This window comes from Microcella sp. (assembly GCF_019739195.1).
Lineage (GTDB): Bacteria > Actinomycetota > Actinomycetes > Actinomycetales > Microbacteriaceae > Microcella.
Genome location: NZ_JAHHDS010000003.1, coordinates 44,827 through 60,674, shown reverse-complemented (window position 1 = coordinate 60,674; position 15,848 = coordinate 44,827). Strand labels below are relative to the sequence as shown.

At 68.3% G+C, this 15,848-nt stretch carries 17 protein-coding genes and 1 tRNA gene; 13 read left to right on the top strand and 5 right to left on the bottom strand.

What is annotated here, in order from left to right; all coding sequences use genetic code 11:
- Nucleotides 1–57 precede the first annotated feature (57 nt).
- On the top strand, nt 58–315 hold the full coding sequence (locus KL788_RS02020) for a hypothetical protein (protein WP_293168016.1): 258 nt from the start codon (nt 58–60) through the stop codon (nt 313–315).
- Between the two features lies 1 nt (nt 316).
- Here the strand turns inward: KL788_RS02020 and KL788_RS02015 are convergent, their stop codons facing one another.
- From KL788_RS02015 to KL788_RS02005, 3 genes are read right to left on the bottom strand one after another with little or no spacing between them, the layout of a single operon-like run.
- Nucleotides 317–763 carry a hypothetical protein gene (locus tag KL788_RS02015; protein WP_293168014.1) on the bottom strand — a complete coding sequence of 149 codons (447 nt, stop codon included), beginning with the start codon at nt 761–763 and terminating at the stop codon, nt 317–319.
- The gene (locus KL788_RS02010) at nt 763–1,629 is read right to left on the bottom strand and encodes a hypothetical protein (RefSeq protein ID WP_293168012.1); all 867 of its coding nucleotides are present in this window, start codon (nt 1,627–1,629) and stop codon (nt 763–765) included. Before KL788_RS02010 ends, KL788_RS02015 begins: the two co-directional genes overlap by 1 nt.
- A gap of 8 nt (nt 1,630–1,637) precedes the next feature.
- Nucleotides 1,638–2,873 carry a hypothetical protein gene (locus KL788_RS02005; RefSeq protein WP_293168011.1) on the bottom strand — a complete coding sequence of 412 codons (1,236 nt, stop codon included), beginning with the start codon at nt 2,871–2,873 and terminating at the stop codon, nt 1,638–1,640.
- Between the two features lie 18 nt (nt 2,874–2,891).
- On the opposite strand from KL788_RS02005, the gene KL788_RS02000 reads away from it, so the two are divergent.
- Both KL788_RS02000 and KL788_RS01995 read left to right on the top strand, forming a co-directional pair.
- Nucleotides 2,892–3,266 (top strand): DUF2834 domain-containing protein, encoded by a 375-nt coding sequence (locus KL788_RS02000; RefSeq protein WP_293168009.1) that lies wholly within the window; start codon nt 2,892–2,894, stop codon nt 3,264–3,266.
- Nucleotides 3,263–3,835: a GNAT family N-acetyltransferase gene (locus tag KL788_RS01995; protein WP_293168007.1), complete on the top strand. Its 573-nt coding sequence runs from the start codon at nt 3,263–3,265 to the stop codon at nt 3,833–3,835. The genes KL788_RS02000 and KL788_RS01995 overlap by 4 nt, the downstream gene beginning before the upstream one ends.
- A 107-nt stretch (nt 3,836–3,942) precedes the next feature.
- On the opposite strand, the gene KL788_RS01990 is transcribed toward KL788_RS01995, so the two are convergent.
- Nucleotides 3,943–4,026, bottom strand: a tRNA-Leu gene (locus tag KL788_RS01990).
- Nucleotides 4,027–4,118: 92 nt separating this feature from the next.
- Here KL788_RS01990 and KL788_RS01985 point away from each other — a divergent pair.
- Both KL788_RS01985 and KL788_RS01980 read left to right on the top strand, forming a co-directional pair.
- Nucleotides 4,119–5,453: a M20/M25/M40 family metallo-hydrolase gene (locus KL788_RS01985; RefSeq protein WP_293168006.1), complete on the top strand. Its 1,335-nt coding sequence runs from the start codon at nt 4,119–4,121 to the stop codon at nt 5,451–5,453.
- A gap of 10 nt (nt 5,454–5,463) precedes the next feature.
- Entirely contained in the window at nt 5,464–6,300 is an 837-nt protein-coding gene (locus KL788_RS01980) for an undecaprenyl-diphosphate phosphatase (protein WP_293168005.1), read from the top strand.
- A gap of 300 nt (nt 6,301–6,600) precedes the next feature.
- Here the strand turns inward: KL788_RS01980 and KL788_RS01975 are convergent, their stop codons facing one another.
- Nucleotides 6,601–7,533 (bottom strand): PAC2 family protein, encoded by a 933-nt coding sequence (locus KL788_RS01975; RefSeq protein ID WP_293168004.1) that lies wholly within the window; start codon nt 7,531–7,533, stop codon nt 6,601–6,603.
- 73 nt (nt 7,534–7,606) lie between these two features.
- On the opposite strand from KL788_RS01975, the gene KL788_RS01970 reads away from it, so the two are divergent.
- The 8 genes from KL788_RS01970 (at nt 7,607) to KL788_RS01935 (ending at nt 15,815) form a co-directional block, all read left to right on the top strand.
- A complete protein-coding gene (locus KL788_RS01970) occupies nt 7,607–8,293 on the top strand; it encodes an HAD family hydrolase (protein WP_293168003.1) in 687 nt (228 codons plus the stop codon).
- Nucleotides 8,290–9,276 (top strand): tRNA (adenine-N1)-methyltransferase, encoded by a 987-nt coding sequence (locus tag KL788_RS01965; RefSeq protein ID WP_293168002.1) that lies wholly within the window; start codon nt 8,290–8,292, stop codon nt 9,274–9,276. Before KL788_RS01970 ends, KL788_RS01965 begins: the two co-directional genes overlap by 4 nt.
- A 5-nt stretch (nt 9,277–9,281) precedes the next feature.
- Nucleotides 9,282–10,268 (top strand): FKBP-type peptidyl-prolyl cis-trans isomerase, encoded by a 987-nt coding sequence (locus KL788_RS01960; RefSeq protein WP_293168001.1) that lies wholly within the window; start codon nt 9,282–9,284, stop codon nt 10,266–10,268.
- 8 nt (nt 10,269–10,276) lie between these two features.
- The gene (locus KL788_RS01955; RefSeq protein ID WP_293168000.1) at nt 10,277–11,266 is read left to right on the top strand and encodes a helix-turn-helix transcriptional regulator; all 990 of its coding nucleotides are present in this window, start codon (nt 10,277–10,279) and stop codon (nt 11,264–11,266) included.
- Nucleotides 11,259–12,227, top strand: coding sequence for a helix-turn-helix transcriptional regulator (locus tag KL788_RS01950; protein ID WP_293167998.1), 969 nt, complete (start codon nt 11,259–11,261; stop codon nt 12,225–12,227). Before KL788_RS01955 ends, KL788_RS01950 begins: the two co-directional genes overlap by 8 nt.
- A gap of 101 nt (nt 12,228–12,328) precedes the next feature.
- Entirely contained in the window at nt 12,329–12,580 is a 252-nt protein-coding gene (locus KL788_RS01945) for a twin-arginine translocase TatA/TatE family subunit (RefSeq protein ID WP_293167996.1), read from the top strand.
- 45 nt (nt 12,581–12,625) lie between these two features.
- On the top strand, nt 12,626–13,390 hold the full coding sequence (tatC, locus tag KL788_RS01940) for a twin-arginine translocase subunit TatC (protein WP_293167995.1): 765 nt from the start codon (nt 12,626–12,628) through the stop codon (nt 13,388–13,390).
- Nucleotides 13,383–15,815: a DEAD/DEAH box helicase gene (locus KL788_RS01935; protein WP_293167994.1), complete on the top strand. Its 2,433-nt coding sequence runs from the start codon at nt 13,383–13,385 to the stop codon at nt 15,813–15,815. The genes tatC and KL788_RS01935 overlap by 8 nt, the downstream gene beginning before the upstream one ends.
- Nucleotides 15,816–15,848: the final 33 nt, after the last annotated feature.

The following is a 15,848-nucleotide window of genomic DNA, read 5'->3' as shown; positions in this document are numbered from 1 at the left end:
CACGGGCGCGCTGACTTCGAGACGATAGAGGCACGCCACGCGACGAGGAGGATGCCCATGCAGAGCGAGTTCGCCGCCAAGATCTTCGGAGACCGCGAAGACCCGCACGTGCGGCTGCAGAAGCTGTTCGACGACTTCTCGACCACTATGGGAGCCCCACCGAGCGCCCGCACCTGGACAGCCGACGTGTTGAAAAAGCGCCAGATCGATCCGAAAGAGAACCCCGACCAGGCCGTCGCCGCCCTGCGGCAGGCGTACCCCAGGCTCACCGCCAAGGTCGCTCGCTATCTCGTCGACGACGCGCGCATGCGCTAGCTCAGGTCGCGCCCTCGAGTAGCTGCGCGCGAGCATCCCGCCCCATCGCCCGATAGGCGACCGCCCAGTCGTCGGCGCGCGCCATCACCAGGCCGCGCCACGAGGCTCCCGCGCGAGCGGGCACGGTGACAACTCCGTCGTCAGTGCGGATCGCGAAGCCCACGAGCACGTCGATGCTGTGATCGCCTGCGTCGACCGTGAACAACGCCTCGGTCGCGAACCGCGGATGCCCTCCGGGGGCTCGCTGGGCCCCCAGCCCCTTCGCCGCGAGAACGCGTTCAACAGCCTCGACCGTGCCCGGCGGCAGCACGAGATCCCAGTCGTGCGCTTCGTCGGTCAGCCCGAGCGAGACCAGCAATCCAGAACCTCCGACGACAGACAGCACACCCTCGACGGCCAAAGCCTGCTGCAGCGCACGCACGGTCTCGAACGGGGGAGTGCGCGGCATCACGACAGCTCCGCCACCCGTCGTCGCAAGAAGGCTGCGCCCGCGGCATCGTTCACGAGCCGTGGCTCAGTCGCGACCTCGAAGGGCCGCTCGAGCATGCCGTCAGCCGGCCGCACATCGAGGTGCGTGACGGGAATGCCCCGCGCGTGCACCGCGTCAGCCATGAGGTAGTCAGAGCGCGAGTCGCCGACCGACCACCAGCGCTCGGCTGTGACGCCGCGCGCGGCGAACCAGTCGAGGGCGCGGTCGGCGCCGCGATCCTTGTCGAGCAGCACAGATTCGACATCGGTCGAGATGATCGTGGGGTCGATGCGCCACGGCACGCCGCCTACGGCATCGGGATGCTCGCGATCGCCGTACCGCACCCCGAACTCGAGCCCGCACATGAGCGCGAAGGCCTCGTCCTGGAAGCGTGACTGCGCCGCCTGATACTCGGCCGGGGTCACGTCGGTGCTCGCCTCGAGCGAGATCATGACGTGCTTCGCCTCGTCGACGAACATCGTCTCGGCATAGCGCTCGCGCGCGAGACCCTCGACCGCGTCACGCACGGCGGCGGGAATCGCGAGGGCTGCGTCGATCTCGAGCTCTCCGAGCCCGTGCGGAGTGAGCGGTGCCCAGCAGCCGCCCTTCTCGAAGACTCCGAAGACGTGAGAGCGAGCATCCAGACCCCCCGCCATCAGCCGCGCCACGACCTTCTCGCGCATGAAGGCGTCGCTGCGCCCCGTGATGAAGGCGATCGGGATGCCCGCCGCGGCGAGCGTCAGCAGGTCATGGAGGATCGAGTCGATCGCGATGCGGCGCTCGATCGGGCTCGCGATGGGGCCGTCGACGTCGAGCAGCAGGCCGAAGGGGGCAGGAGTAGTCACGGGGTTCCTCAGAAGACTCGGTCGGTGTCGACGCCGCAGTGCCGCAGCACCTCAGATGAGAAGCTCGCGGTGCCGATCGCGAGCACGGTCGGCGCCGAGCGCAGCAGCGCAGGAAGGTCGTCGGCGGTCGCCCACTCGCCCGGCCACTCGTCGCGTTCAGGGTAGTGGAGGTGCACGCGCTCGAGGCCGACGAAGACGACCCGGCCGGCGAGCGTGGCCACGACGGTGCGGAACCCGTCGAGATCCTTCTCGCGCGGAACCGACACGAGCGTGAGTGCAGGCTGAGCACCGGTCTCGCGCTCGACGTGCGCAAGGGCGTTCTCGAAACCGTCGCGGCTGACAGCAGAGTCGACGAACACCGTCGAGTCGTCGAGCTGGTGGCGCGAGAGCCGGCCCGGGTAGTGCACCCTCGCGGCGGCGGCACGCACCTGCTGGGGTGTGGCATCCGGCCGACCGAGTTCGGCGAGCAAGCGACGTGCCGCGATCATGCCGTGCGCCGCGTTCATGCCGCCCAGTCCTTCGGCGACGACGCCCGCGTACGGAGCGCGAGTTGTCGCGTCGACGCGCATCCGGTCAGTCCCGATCGCGTCGCAGTGACGTCGGATGACCGCCTCGGCCTCCTCGCTCTGCGCAAGGTGGCTCACGAAGCGGGTGCCGGGCCGCGCGGCGCCAACCTTGTCGTCGGCGATCGTCGTAATCGTGGGGCCCAGCAGGTCGGTGTGCTCTCGAAAGACCTCGGCCATCGCGAGGCCGGCGAGCCCGACTCGCCCGAGGTCGTCGCGTCGGCCGCCGATGCCCGCCTCCAGCACGAGCACCTCGCAGCCGGTCGCGGCGAAATGGACGAGCCCTGCCATGAGAAAGAAACCGCTCGGGGCGATGTAGCCGTCGGCTGGCGCGGGTAGAGAGCGCAGCGCGGCGTCGACCCGCTCGAGCAATGCCGTGTAGTCGTCGAGCGGCAGCACAGCGCCGTTCACACGCAGCCGATCACGATTGGTCACGAGGCCAGGGCTGAAGACCGTGCCGACCCGCAGCCCCGTCTCCGCGAGCAACGCCGAAGCATAGGCAACCGTCGTGCCCTTGCCTTTCGAGCCGACCACGCCGAGTGCGGGGGCGGGATGCTGCACCTCGACCCCGAGAGCCGCGGCGAGCATCCCGAACCGCGAGGGGTCTGCGCGCTGCCCGGGCGACCGCGCGCTCCACTCCCGAAATGCCGTGCGGGATTCGAGGGTGTCGAGGTCAGGCATGCCGGGCAGAATGTCCCCATGACCCGTCACTGGAATGGCACCGCCATCGTCTTCCTCGTTCTTGCCATCGCCGGCCTTATTGGCACGTGGACCTACAACATCATCGCCATCGTCGAGCAGAACGACTTTCTCGGCGACTGGTTCAACAACGGGCCGGCCGTCGGATCGCTCACGATGGACCTGCTCATCATGGCAGTCGCCGCGTGCGCGTTCATCGTTATCGAAGGCCGACGCCTGGGCATGAAGCACCTGTGGGCCTACATCGTGTTCTCGGGGTTCACGGCGATCGCCTTCACGTTCCCGCTGTTTCTCGCGAACCGCGAGCGCGTGCTCGAGCGACGTCGGGTGGAGGGGCAGTCGACGTCGGAGGCGACCGGTACCGTACCGGCATGACAGGCGCATCGACCATCGAGGTACTGCCCGCCACCGGGCGTTTCGACGACTTCACGGAAGTCGTCGGCGTGAAGAAGCAGGGCGCGGGCGGGTGCTGGTGCATGAGCTATCGCGATTCTCGTGTGAGCAACGAGGAACGCCCTGCCTACATGGCGCGGGAATGCGCCGCTGAACCCGGCCCCGGGGTACTCGTCTACGTCGACGGCGAGGTCGCGGGCTGGTGCTCGGTGGCCCCACGCTCGACCTATCGCCGACTCATGAACTCGCGCACGATTCCGCACCTCGATGAGCGCGACCCGTGGTCGATCGTGTGCTTCGTCGTGCGCCCCGGCTACCGCAAGCGCGGTCTCATGCATGTGTTGCTCGACGGCGCGGTCGAGCATGCTCGGGCCCACGGGGCCGCGGTCGTCGAGGGGTACCCCGCAGAGACGGGCGGCGACCGCATCGACCAGATCTCTGGCTACGTCGGCACGACAGAACTCTTCGAAGAGCACGGATTCACCCGTGCAGCAGAGACGACTGCGCACGCGGGTCATCGCGTGCGCTGGCTCATGCGACGCGAACTCTGACACGATCGCGCCGTAGACAACGAACGGCCCCGGGCTCTCGCCTCGGGGCCGTTCACGGTATTGCTACCGCACTGTCTCAACCAGTTCTTCGACGCACACAGTGTCTGTGCGCGAGGGGGGACTTGAACCCCCACGCCCTTTCGGGCACTAGCACCTCAAGCTAGCGCGTCTGCCATTTCCGCCACCCGCGCTGGTTGTGTCCGCTAACCCCAAGGGGCCGCGCGACCGGAGACGACATTATCACGAACCCGGCGGTGCGAATCGCGCGAGGTAGCGTGGGGGCATGGCTCCGGATGCTCAGCTCGACTCACTCAGCGACACCGCACGCATCGCCCGTGACCTCATCCGGTTCGACACCACCAACTACGGCGAGGGACGCAGCAAAGGCGAGACCGAGGCGGCCGAGTACGTCGCGGCGATACTGCGCGAGCTGGGGCTCGAGCCTGAGCTGATCGACTCTGAGCCTGGGCGCACGAGTGTCGTCGCCCGCGTTCAAGGCCGGTACGAGCATCCCGTCGATCGCAGCCGCGGCGAGCGCCCCGCTCTCGTCGTGCACGGCCACCTCGATGTCGTACCCGCTGACCCGGCGAACTGGAGCGTCGACCCGTTCGCGGGGGAGGTGCGCGACGGCATGCTGTGGGGCCGCGGCGCCGTCGACATGAAGAACATGGACGCCATGATGCTCACTGCGCTCGGCGAGGTCATCGCCAGCGGCGGGCCGAATCGCGACCTGGTCGTGGCCTTCTTCGCCGACGAAGAGAATGGCGGAAAATACGGCTCGCACCACCTGGTGACGACACGGCCCGAGCTCTTCGCGGGCGCGACCGAGGCCATCAGCGAGGTCGGGGGCTATTCGGTCGACCTGGGGGGCCAGCGCGCGTACCTGCTGCAGACGGGAGAGAAGGCGCTCGTCTGGATCCGACTGCGTGCCCGCGGCACTGCCGCTCACGGCTCGCGTGTCATCCGCGACAACGCCGTCACGAAGCTCGCCGTGGCCGTGGCCGCGCTCGGCCGCACAGAGTGGCCACTGCACCTCACCGACACGACCGATCAGCTGCTCGATGAACTTGCCCGCATTCTCGGTCTCGACCGCGAGGCCGTCGGGGTCGACGAAGTGCTGCGGCAGTCAGGCACCGCCGCGGGCTTTCTCACCGCCACGGTGCGCACCACGACGAACCCCACGCTGCTGGCGGCGGGCTACAAGCACAACGTGATTCCTGACACCGCCGAGGCGCTCATCGATATCCGCACGCTCGCGGGCGACGAGGAGGCGGTGCTCGCCGAGGTGCGCCGCATCGTCGGCGACGAGATCGAGATCGAGGTCGTGACGCGCGATGTCGGGCTCGAGAACCCGTTTTCGGGGCCGCTCGTCGACGAGATGGTCGCGACCCTGCTACGGCACGACCCCGAGGCGACGGTGCTGCCTTACCTGCTGAGCGGGGGCACCGACAATAAAGCGCTCTCTGAGCTCGGCATCGTCGGCTACGGCTTCGCGCCGCTGAAGCTGCCTGCCGAGCTCGACTTCGCCGGTATGTTTCACGGGGTCGATGAGCGCGTGCCGCTCGCGGCGCTCGACTTCGGTCATGCCGCCTTGACCGACCTCCTGACCCGCTACTAGAACGGCCACCGTGTCTCTGCTCGAAGCCATCATCCTGGGCCTCATCCAGGGTCTCACCGAGTTTCTGCCGATCTCGTCGAGCGCCCACCTGCGCATCGCCGGCGAGATTCTGCCGAGCGCGACCGACCCGGGTGCGACCTTCACCGCCATCACGCAGATCGGCACTGAGCTGGCGGTGCTCGTCTACTTCTGGAAAGACATCACGCGCATCATCGGCGCGTGGTTCCGCAGCGTGACCCGGCGCGGTGTACCCGCCTCCGATCCGGATGTCCGCATGGGGTGGCTCATCATCATCGGCACCGTTCCGATCGTGATCGTCGGTTTTCTCGCGCAAGACGTCATCCGCTCGACCTTCCGCTCGCTCTGGCTCGTCGCCATCGTGCTCATCGTCTTCGGAATCCTGCTGGGTCTCGCCGACTGGCTCGGGCGCCGCACGCGCGAACTCACCGAGCTCACCTACCCGCACGGCCTCGCCTACGGGGCCGCGCAGATGCTCGCCCTCATCCCCGGCGTCTCGCGCTCGGGGGCCACGACAACCATGGGCCTCGCGCTCGGCTACACCCGCCCCGCCGCGGCGCGCTACGCGTTCTTGCTCGCGGTGCCCGCGGTCTTCGGCAGCGGCTTCTACGAACTGCTCACGGCGATTCGCGAGCCCAGCTCGAGCCCCTTCAACGGCTTCGAGATCGCCGCAGCGACAGTCGTCGCCTTCGGCGTCGGCCTCGCCGTTATCGCCGGACTCATGGCCTACATCTCGAAGCGCTCGTTCTTGCCCTTTGTCATCTACCGCCTGTTGCTCGGCACGACCCTACTGATCTTGCTCTCGACCGGAGTCATCGACCCGCTCTAGCCCGGCTCGCGCTCGCGCGCTGCTCCACCCGAGCATCCGGTCTTCTCCACAATTCAGGAGATTGCATCTTCAAATGCGGGCTCCGGATGCTCAACCGGCGTGTCGCGGACCGCAAAGTTTCGCACCTCCTGAGTTGTGGAGATCAGCGCCTGCAGGCGCGGCCCGGTGACGTGTCGCTCACACCCGGAGTTCGGCGCGACCCATCAGGCAGAGCGGGCGACACGCCGAGGTGCTCAGCCAAACACCGGGGTGAAGCGACACCTGGCCCAGGATTGACCCCGGCACCGCGAGACGAGGCGGCTAACTGGCGCCGGGGCCATCGCCGGCGGCGGGGCTGCCCGGCTCGTCGTCACGCTTGCGCAGGTAGCGCTCGAACTCTTGCGCGATGGCCTCGCCGCTCGCCTCGGGCGCCTCGACGGCGTCGCGCGCCCGTTCGAGCTGGTCGATGTACGAGCGCATCTCGTCGTCATCGTTGGCGAGGGCGTCGATGCCCTCCTCCCACTCGCGCGCCTCGTCGAGCAGGTCGCCGCGCGGAATCACCACGTCGACGAGCTCTTCGAGCTTGTCGAGCAGGGCGAGGGTCGCCTTGGGCGAGGGCGCGTTGTGCACGTAGTGGGGCACGGATGCCCACAGCGACACTGTCGGAATGCCCGCCTCTTCGGCCATCGCCGCGATCACGCTGAGAATGCCGACTGGCCCTTCGTAGCTGCTGCGCTCGACGCCGAGCTCGTCGCGCACCTCGGCGTTCTCGCTCGAGCTGTGGATCGCGATCGGGCGCGTGTGCGGCACATCGGCGAGCAGGGCCCCGAGCAGAATGACGCCCGTGATGTCGGCAGTGAGCGCCTGGTCGACGGTCTCGGTGGCGAAGGTCTTCCAGCCGCGCGACGGCTCGGTGCCGAGAAGCAGGTAAATGTTCTCGTGGTTGGTGCCGCTGACTCCGATCGGGTCATCGGCGATCGTGCGGGTGCGGGGCAGCCCGTCATCGCCCGCGGGGCCGTAGAGCGTGACACCGGGCCAACGCAGCCGCCGCTTGCCCTCATCATCGAGCTCGACGTGCGGTCGATTGAGCTGGAAGTCGTAGTAGTCCTCGGGGTCGATGTCGGCGATCGGCACGACGTCGAGAACGTCTTTCAGCGCCCGCACCGCACCGCTCGCGGCCTCACCGGCGTCGTTCCAGCCCTCGAACGCGACGACGAGCAGTCGCCCGCTGCGGAACAGATCGCTCTGCGTCACCGATGCACCTCTCTGAGCCCCGGCCGTTGCCGAGGGGTCGCCCCAGGATAGAACGCAACTAGACTCGTGCGTCGTGACCGCCCCGACCCCTGCCGCCGTTCTGTGGGACATGGACGGCACCATCGTCGACACCGAGCCCTATTGGATGCGCGCCGAGACCGACCTGGTTGCCGAACACGGCGGCACCTGGAGCGAGGCCCAGGGCATGCAGCTCGTCGGCTCGGGCCTCGTGCAGTCGGCCATCATTCTGCAGCAGGCCGGCGTGGCGCTCGAGGTCGATGAGATCATCAACACCCTGACCGATCGGGTGATGCTGCAGATCGAGACGGACGTGCCCTGGCGCCCGGGCGCGCGCGAACTGATCGCCGAACTGCGGTCGGCGGGCATCCCGATCGCGCTCGTGACGATGTCGATCCGTCGCATGGCGCTGCAGGTGGCCGCGGCCATCGGCGACGACGTGTTCGGGGTGGTGATCGCGGGCGACGACGTCGAGCACCCGAAGCCGCACCCGCAGCCCTACCTGCGCGCGGCCGAACGGCTCGGCGTCGAGATCGGCGAGTGCATCGCGATCGAAGACAGCGAGTTCGGGCTCGTGTCGGCCGTCGCCTCGGGCGCTGCCACGATCGGCGTGCCCCTGCATCTGACTCTGCACGAGGGCCCGACTCACGAGCTCTGGCCAACCCTCGAAGGCTGCACGCTCGCCGACCTCTCGGCCGCCCTGAAGCGCCATCACCATCGAGCGACCGGAGCTGCATCATGACCCAGCGTCGCCAGAGCGGCCCGTTCGTCGAGGGCGACCAAGTGCAACTGACCGACCCGAAGGGCCGGCTCAACACCGTGACCCTCGAAGCGGGCAACGCCTTCCACAGTCATCGAGGGGTGCTGCAGCATGATGCGCTTATCGGCCTGCCCGACGGCAGTGTCATCGAGAATTCGCAGGGCGTTGCCTATCTCGCGCTGCGCCCGCTGCTGACCGACTTCGTCATGTCGATGCCGCGCGGTGCGGCGATCATCTACCCGAAGGATGCCGCCCAGATTCTGGCGCAGGCCGACATCTTTCCGGGCGCACGCATCGTGGAGGCAGGCGTCGGTTCGGGCGCACTGAGCATGTGGCTGCTGCGCGCGATCGGTGAGCAGGGCCACCTGTTCTCGTTCGAGCGACGCGAAGAGTTCGCGCAGATCGCCGAGGGCAACGTGAGCGCCTTCGTCGGCGCGCGCCCCGAGAACTGGACGATCACGCTGGGCGACCTGCAGGATGCTCTGCCGACCGTCGTTCCCGCTGGCACGGCCGATCGCGCTGTGCTCGACATGCTCGCGCCATGGGAGTGCCTCGACGCCGTCGCCGAGGCGCTCACGCCCGGGGGAGTGCTGCTCGTGTACGTCGCCACGGCCACGCAGTTATCGCGGGTGGCGGAGGCCATCCGTCATACCGAGACCTTCACCGAGCCCGTCTCGACCGAGACCATGGTGCGCGGCTGGAACGTCGACGGCCTCTCGGTGCGGCCCGATCACCGCATGGTCGCCCACACGGGCTTTCTGCTGACGGCGCGACGCCTCGCACCGGGCGCCGGGCGCTTTGTTAAGGCCAAGCGCGGCTCGAAGACCGAGCACGGCGATGAGGATGTCGAGCTGTGGACTCCGGGTGCGGTGGGTGACCGTCAGGCGAGTGACAAGCGGCTGCGCAAGGCCGCCCGTGAGGCGCAGGCCCTCGCCGAGAAGTCGGTGCGCCGCCCGATAGAGTGACAGGTGTGACTGCGACTCCCCGGCGCTCTGCGCGCACAGCTTCAGCCCTGCTTCTCGCGACGGCTCTCGCCGGCTCGCTCGTGGCCTGCACGAGCCCCGTGGGCTCTGACGCCTGCGTGCCCGTCGTGCCGGAGGGCGCGAACGCAGCTCTCGTCTCGGCGAGTGGCGCGTTCGGTTCGGCTCCGACCGTCGACTTCCCGACACCCCTGCGCTCGGAGACGCCGCAGAGTGCTGTGATCGACGCGGGGGAAGGCGATGAGATCGCCGCCGGACAGATCGTCGACTTTCAGGTCAGTCTGTTCTCGGCCGTCTCGGGCGACCTCATCACGCAGAGCTCGTACGACGACGCGCAGGCGCCGCTGCGTCGCACGGCCGGCGCCGACGTCGACCTGCTGGCCGAGTCACTGCAGTGCGCGACCGTCGGTTCGCGCTTCGCGGTCACGGGCACCGTCGGCGATGTCTTCGGTGGTCCTGTCGACGAGGCGGGTCTCGCCGAGGCCGACCCCGTTGTGCTCGTCTTCGACGTGCAGGCTGCATACCTGGGTCGGGCGACCGGCACTCCGCAGCTCGGTGCATCAGGCATTCCTGCCGTTGTGACCACGCCCGACGGCATTCCGGGCGTCACGATTCCCGACGAAGAGCCGCCGACCGAATTGCGCGCTCACACCCTGGTGCGCGGCGACGGCACTCCGATCGCCGAGGGCGACCGCGCCGTGCTGCACTACACGGGTTTGCTGTGGGACACGAAGACGATCTTCGACTCGAGCTGGGAGCGCGCCGCGCCCGTGACCTTCACGATCGCGAGCTTCGAAGACGACCCGAACGGTGTCGTGCCCGGCCTCGCGGCGGGCCTCATCGGAGCGACTGTCGGCTCGCAGGTCATCGTCGTGATCCCGCCCGAGCTCGGCTACCCCGAGGGCCAGTCACCGGCCACGATTCCCGCAGGCTCGACGATGGTCTTCGTCGTCGACATCCTCGGGATCGAGGGCTAGAGCGCCTCGTGGCCGACGAGGCACGCAAGGTTCCGGTCGAAGAGCGGCTGTTCAGCCTCGTGCTGGCGCTGCTCGCGACCGAGCAGGGCCTGACGAAGGCCGAGATTCTCTCGACTGTCACCGGGTATGCGGCGCGCTACGAGCAGGGCGGCGATCACGCGAGTCTCGAGCGACAGTTCGAGCGCGACAAAGAAGACCTGCGCGACCTCGGGGTGCCGCTCGAAACCGTTGACGAGCGCGGCGCCGAGGGCGACACCAAGCTGCAGCGCTATCGCATTCCGCCGTCGCGATACCAGCTGCCCGACGACCTCGAGTTCTCGGCCGAAGAGTATGCGCTATTGACGCTCGCCGCTCAGGTATGGCGCGAGGGCTCGCTGTCGACCGACTCACGCCGCGCACTCACCAAGCTGCAGTCACTGGGCTTGCGCATCGACGACAACGTCATCGGTTTCGCGCCGACGATTCGCACGCGTGATGCCGCCTATGAGCCGCTGAGCGCCGCGATCGACCGCGGCCAGCAGGTGTCGTTCGACTACCTCAAGCCCGGTCAGCCGTTGGCCGAGCGCCGCCTGGTCTCTCCGCTCGCTCTGGTCTATCACGAGGGACGCTGGCACCTGCATGCGCACGATGACCGGGCGGATGCTGCGCGCACGTTCCTGCTGCGCCGCATCGTCAGCGTGGTCGAGTCAACCAGTTCACCAGCCACCCACCGGCCCGGCGCCGACGAGCCCGTGCACGTGCTCGCCGAGCTCGAGGCCCTGTGGCAGTCGACCGTTGCGACGGTCGCTGCTCGACCAGGCAGCGAGGCCGACGTGGTGCTGCGTAACCGGCCGGGCACGACAGAGGCCGACGGCCGACTTGTCGTGCACGCGACCGATCTTGACATTCTCGCCGACGAGCTTGCGGCGTTCGGCGCCGACGTGCGCGTGGTAGAACCTGCGGCGGTGCGCGACGCCGTGCGGGCCCGCTGGCAGAGCGTGGTGCAGGCTCATGGCTGAGCGCCCGACGCCGCCGCGGGCGACCGACAAGCTCACCTTCCTGCTGTCGCTCGTGCCCTACCTCATCGACCAGGTGCGCGTTACCGTCACCGACGCTGCCGAGCACTTCGGTATCTCGCCCGAGCAGATGCGCAAGGCCGTGACGCTCATCGCCATGAGTGGCACGCCCGGGGCCGACGGTACTTACACGCACGAAACCCTGTTCGACATCGACTGGGACGACTTCGAGCAGCGCGACCTGATCCGGTTTCGCGCCGCGCCCATGGACGACAAGCCGCGGTTCTCCGCCCGTGAGGCAGCGGCGCTGCTCGCCGGCCTTCAGCGCGTGGCGGCACTGCCCGACTTCGCCGCGCGCGTCGATGTCACCGCGCTCATGGCGAAGCTCGCGCGCGGAGCCTCGTCGACGCCCGCCCCACTCGCCGTGCGCGCTGGTGCGGTCGACGCCGTGCACCGGCAGCTCGGTGCCGCGATCGCCGAGAGCCGACGAGTACGAATCGACTACGTGACGACCCGGGGCGACCGCGAGCTGCGTGACGTCGATCCCATCCGTCTCGACGGCGTCGATGATGCCTGGTACCTGCGAGGGTGGTGCCTCACCCGCGAAGCCGAGCGCACATTTCTGCTCGACCGTATCGCGAGCGTCGAGCTGCTCGGCGACGCCGACGCGCACACGTCAGACGCTGATTCTGACGAGCTGTTCCGCAGCAGCGGTGCAGACCAGAGAGTCACGATCGCGCTACCGGTTGTCGGGCTTCCGCTCATCGCCGACTACCGCGGTCCTGACGACGCCGTACGCATCGAGGGAGATCGCGCTCTGGTCACCTTGGCGATCTCGCACCCCGGCATTCTCGGCCGCATCGCGGCACGATTGGCTGGCGGCGTCGAGGTTCTCGAACCCGCCGACGCCCGCCGTGCCGTCGCAGCGTGGGCTCGTGCCGCGCTCGATGCTGACTCGGCGTGACGAAGCTGCCTTCCGCGCCATGGCGCGGCTCGCAGGTGCGGTCAAGGCCATCGCGCTAGACTGACGACCTCTTCACCCGTCGACCGAAGGACTAGAGCAACATGCCGGCAAATCTCGGAGGCTGGACCGGCCTCATTCTGCTCCTGGTAGTGATTCTTCTGTTCGCCGCCCCGAAGCTTCCCCAGCTCGCCCGCAGCCTCGGCCAGTCGATGACGATCTTCAAGAAGGAGATCAAGAACAAAGACGAGGATGCTCCCGCAGCGGCCGAGACGACGTCGACGCCCGCTCCTGCGCAGGCACCCGCGTCGCCCTCAGCGAGCACCGAGGGCACTGACTCCTCAGCCTCCAAGTAGCACGTGGCTGGCCGCGAGCCGCGGCCCCGGAACCCCGAGGGCCGTATGAGCCTCGGGCAGCACCTGGTCGAGTTGCGCAAGCGCCTCGGCTGGTCTGCTCTGGCGATTCTGGTCGCCTCGATCGGCGGTTGGTTTCTCGCCGACGCCGTCTGGGCTGCCCTCAGCGCGCCGATTCTCGCGGTCGCCGAAGCACAGGGTCGCGAGGCCGCGATCAGCTACACCACCGTCTCTGAAGCCTTCGACACTCGACTGATCATCTCGATCACGCTCGGCATCGTCATCGCTTCACCCTTCTGGCTCTATCAGCTGTGGGCCTTCATCGTTCCCGCGCTGCACAAGAAGGAGAAACGTTACGCCGTCGGCTTCCTGGCCGCGTCGATTCCGCTCTTCCTCGCGGGTTGCGCCGCCGGCTGGCTCGTGCTGCCGAACATCGTGAGTCTGCTCACGAGCTTCGCCACGAGCGACAGCCAAACCCTTCTGACCGCGCGGGTCTACCTCGACTTCGCCGTGAAGCTCGTGCTCGCGATCGGCATCGGTTTCGTGCTACCCGTCGTGCTCGTGATGCTCAACTTCGCGGGGGTCATGACGGGCGCGAGCATCCTCAAGGGGTGGCGCTGGGCGATTCTCGCGATCGCGACTTTCACCGCCCTCGCCACGCCCGCGGCCGATGTCTACTCGATGATCCTGCTCGCGATCCCCATGGTCGGCCTGTACTTCTTGGCGGCGGGTGTGTCGATGCTCAACGACAGGCGTGTGGCCAGGCGCGAGGCCGCGCTCAACGCGGAGTACGGCATCAGAGCCGATGGGTGACACCGGCCTCAGCCCCGCTGAGCGGTACGCGGCGGCCCGAGCGCTGCAGTCGCTCCCGCGTTTGCGGGCGTTCCGCGATGGGCTGACGATCGAGCTCGACCCGTTTCAGCAGGCGGCCTGCGCCGCGCTCGAGCAGGGTCGCAGCGTGCTCGTCGCTGCGCCGACCGGCGCGGGCAAGACGATCGTCGCCGAGTTCGGCGTGTTCCTGGCGATGTTCGAGCCCGCCGCGAAGATCTTCTACACCGCGCCCATGAAGGCGCTCAGCAACCAGAAGTACACCGAGCTCGTCGCGCAGTATGGCGCCGCCGAGGTCGGGCTGCTCACGGGCGACACGAACATCAACGCCCGAGCGCGCATCGTGGTGATGACGACCGAGGTGCTGCGCAACATGCTCTACGCCGACAGCGACCTGCTCGTCGACCTCGCCTATGTCGTCATGGACGAGGTGCACTACCTCGCCGACCGTTTCCGCGGCGCGGTGTGGGAAGAGGTGATCATCCACTTGCCCCAGCACGTGCGCATGATCTCGCTCAGCGCCACCGTCTCGAACGCCGAAGAGTTCGGCGACTGGCTGCAGGCCGTGCGCGGCGACACCGATGTGATCGTCAGCGAGACCCGGCCGGTACCGCTCGACCAGCACGTGCTTGTGCGCTCGAAACTCGTCGACCTGTTCGACTCGTCGGGCAAAGCAGCGACGAACCGCGTCAACCCCGAGCTCATGCAACTCGCCCGCGCTGGCGGCCACACGCCCCACAAGGGGCGGCAGCACCACCCTCGACGCTGGGAAAAGCGGCCGGCAGGGGAGGGGCGTGCCGATCGATCAGAGATCGTCGCCATGCTCGGCTCGCGCAGCCTGCTACCCGCGATCTTCTTCATCTTCAGCCGTGCGGGCTGCGACGCCGCTGTGCGCCAGCTCGTGCGGTCGGGCCTGCGACTCACCGACCAGGCCGAGCGCGACGAGATCCGCCAGATCGTCGAAGAGCGCTGCCGCACACTGCGCGACGATGATCTCGCCGTGCTCGGCTACTGGGAGTGGCTCGACGGTCTGCAGCGCGGCGTCGCCGCGCACCACGCCGGGCTGCTACCCGCGTTCAAAGAGGTGGTCGAAGAGCTCTTTCAGAAGAAGCTGCTGCGCGTCGTCTTCGCGACCGAGACGCTCGCTCTCGGCATCAACATGCCTGCGCGCACGGTCGTGCTCGAGAAGCTCGAGAAGTTCAACGGCGAGGCCCGCGTGCCGATCACGCCGGGGGAGTACACCCAGCTCACGGGCCGCGCCGGGCGACGCGGCATCGACACCGAGGGCCACTCGGTCATCCAGTGGACGCCCGGCCTCGACCCGCAAGCGGTCGCCTCGCTCGCCTCGCGCCGCACCTACCCGCTCAACTCGAGCTTCAGGCCGACCTACAACATGGCCGTCAATCTGATCGAGCAGTTCGGCCGACAGCGCACGCGCGAGATTCTCGAGTCGAGCTTCGCGCAGTTTCAGGCAGACCGAGCCGTCGTCGACCTGGCGCGCACGGTGCGCAAGAACGAAGAGGCCCTCGCGGGGTACGCCAACTCGATGACCTGCCACTTGGGCGACTTCGAGCAGTACTCCGCGCTGCGACGGCAGCTGAGCGACCTCGAGCGCGGCACGAAGCGCGCGGGGGAGCCCGGCGAGAAGGCCGACCGGCTGCGGCGGCAGAAGCAGATCGAAGGCCTGCGAGTGAGCATGCGCAAGCACCCGTGCCACGGATGCTCTGATCGCGAATCGCACGCCCGCTGGGCTGAGCGCTGGTGGCGATTGAAGAAAGACACCGACAAGGTCAGCCGGCAGATCTCGGGCCGTACAGGAGCCGTCGCGGCCGTGTTCGACCGAATCACTGAAATTTTGACCGAGCTCGACTACCTGCGCACCGATGATCACGGACGGCTCGGGCTCACCGTGCATGGCCGATCGCTGCGGCGCATCTACGGCGAGCGCGACCTGCTCGTCGCCGAGAGCCTGCGGCGCGGAGTGTGGAAAGACCTCGACGTGCCCTCGATGGCCGCCATGGCGAGCGCCATCGTGTTCGAAGCGCGCCGCGACGACGGGCAGGCGCCCGAGTATGCACTGCCCCGAGGCGCCTTCCGGCCCGCGCTCGAGCGCACGCAAGAGCTGTGGGCCCGCCTCGATGACCTCGAGCGCGAGCATCGCCTGCCGGGCAGCGAGCCGCTCGCCACGACCCTGGCCCTGCCGATGCACCGGTGGGCCGCGGGCGGCGCGCTCGACGCCGTGCTGCGCGATGCCGATCTCGCCGCGGGCGACTTCGTGCGCTGGTCCAAGCAGACGATCGATCTGCTCGACCAGATCTCTCTCGTCGCCGACGGACAGGTCGGTCGCACCGCCCGAAGCGCGCTCGACGCGATCCGCCGCGGCATCGTCGCCTACAGCTCGGTCGCCTGAGCGGCGCTCTTCGCGCGCTCGCCTAAGATTGCC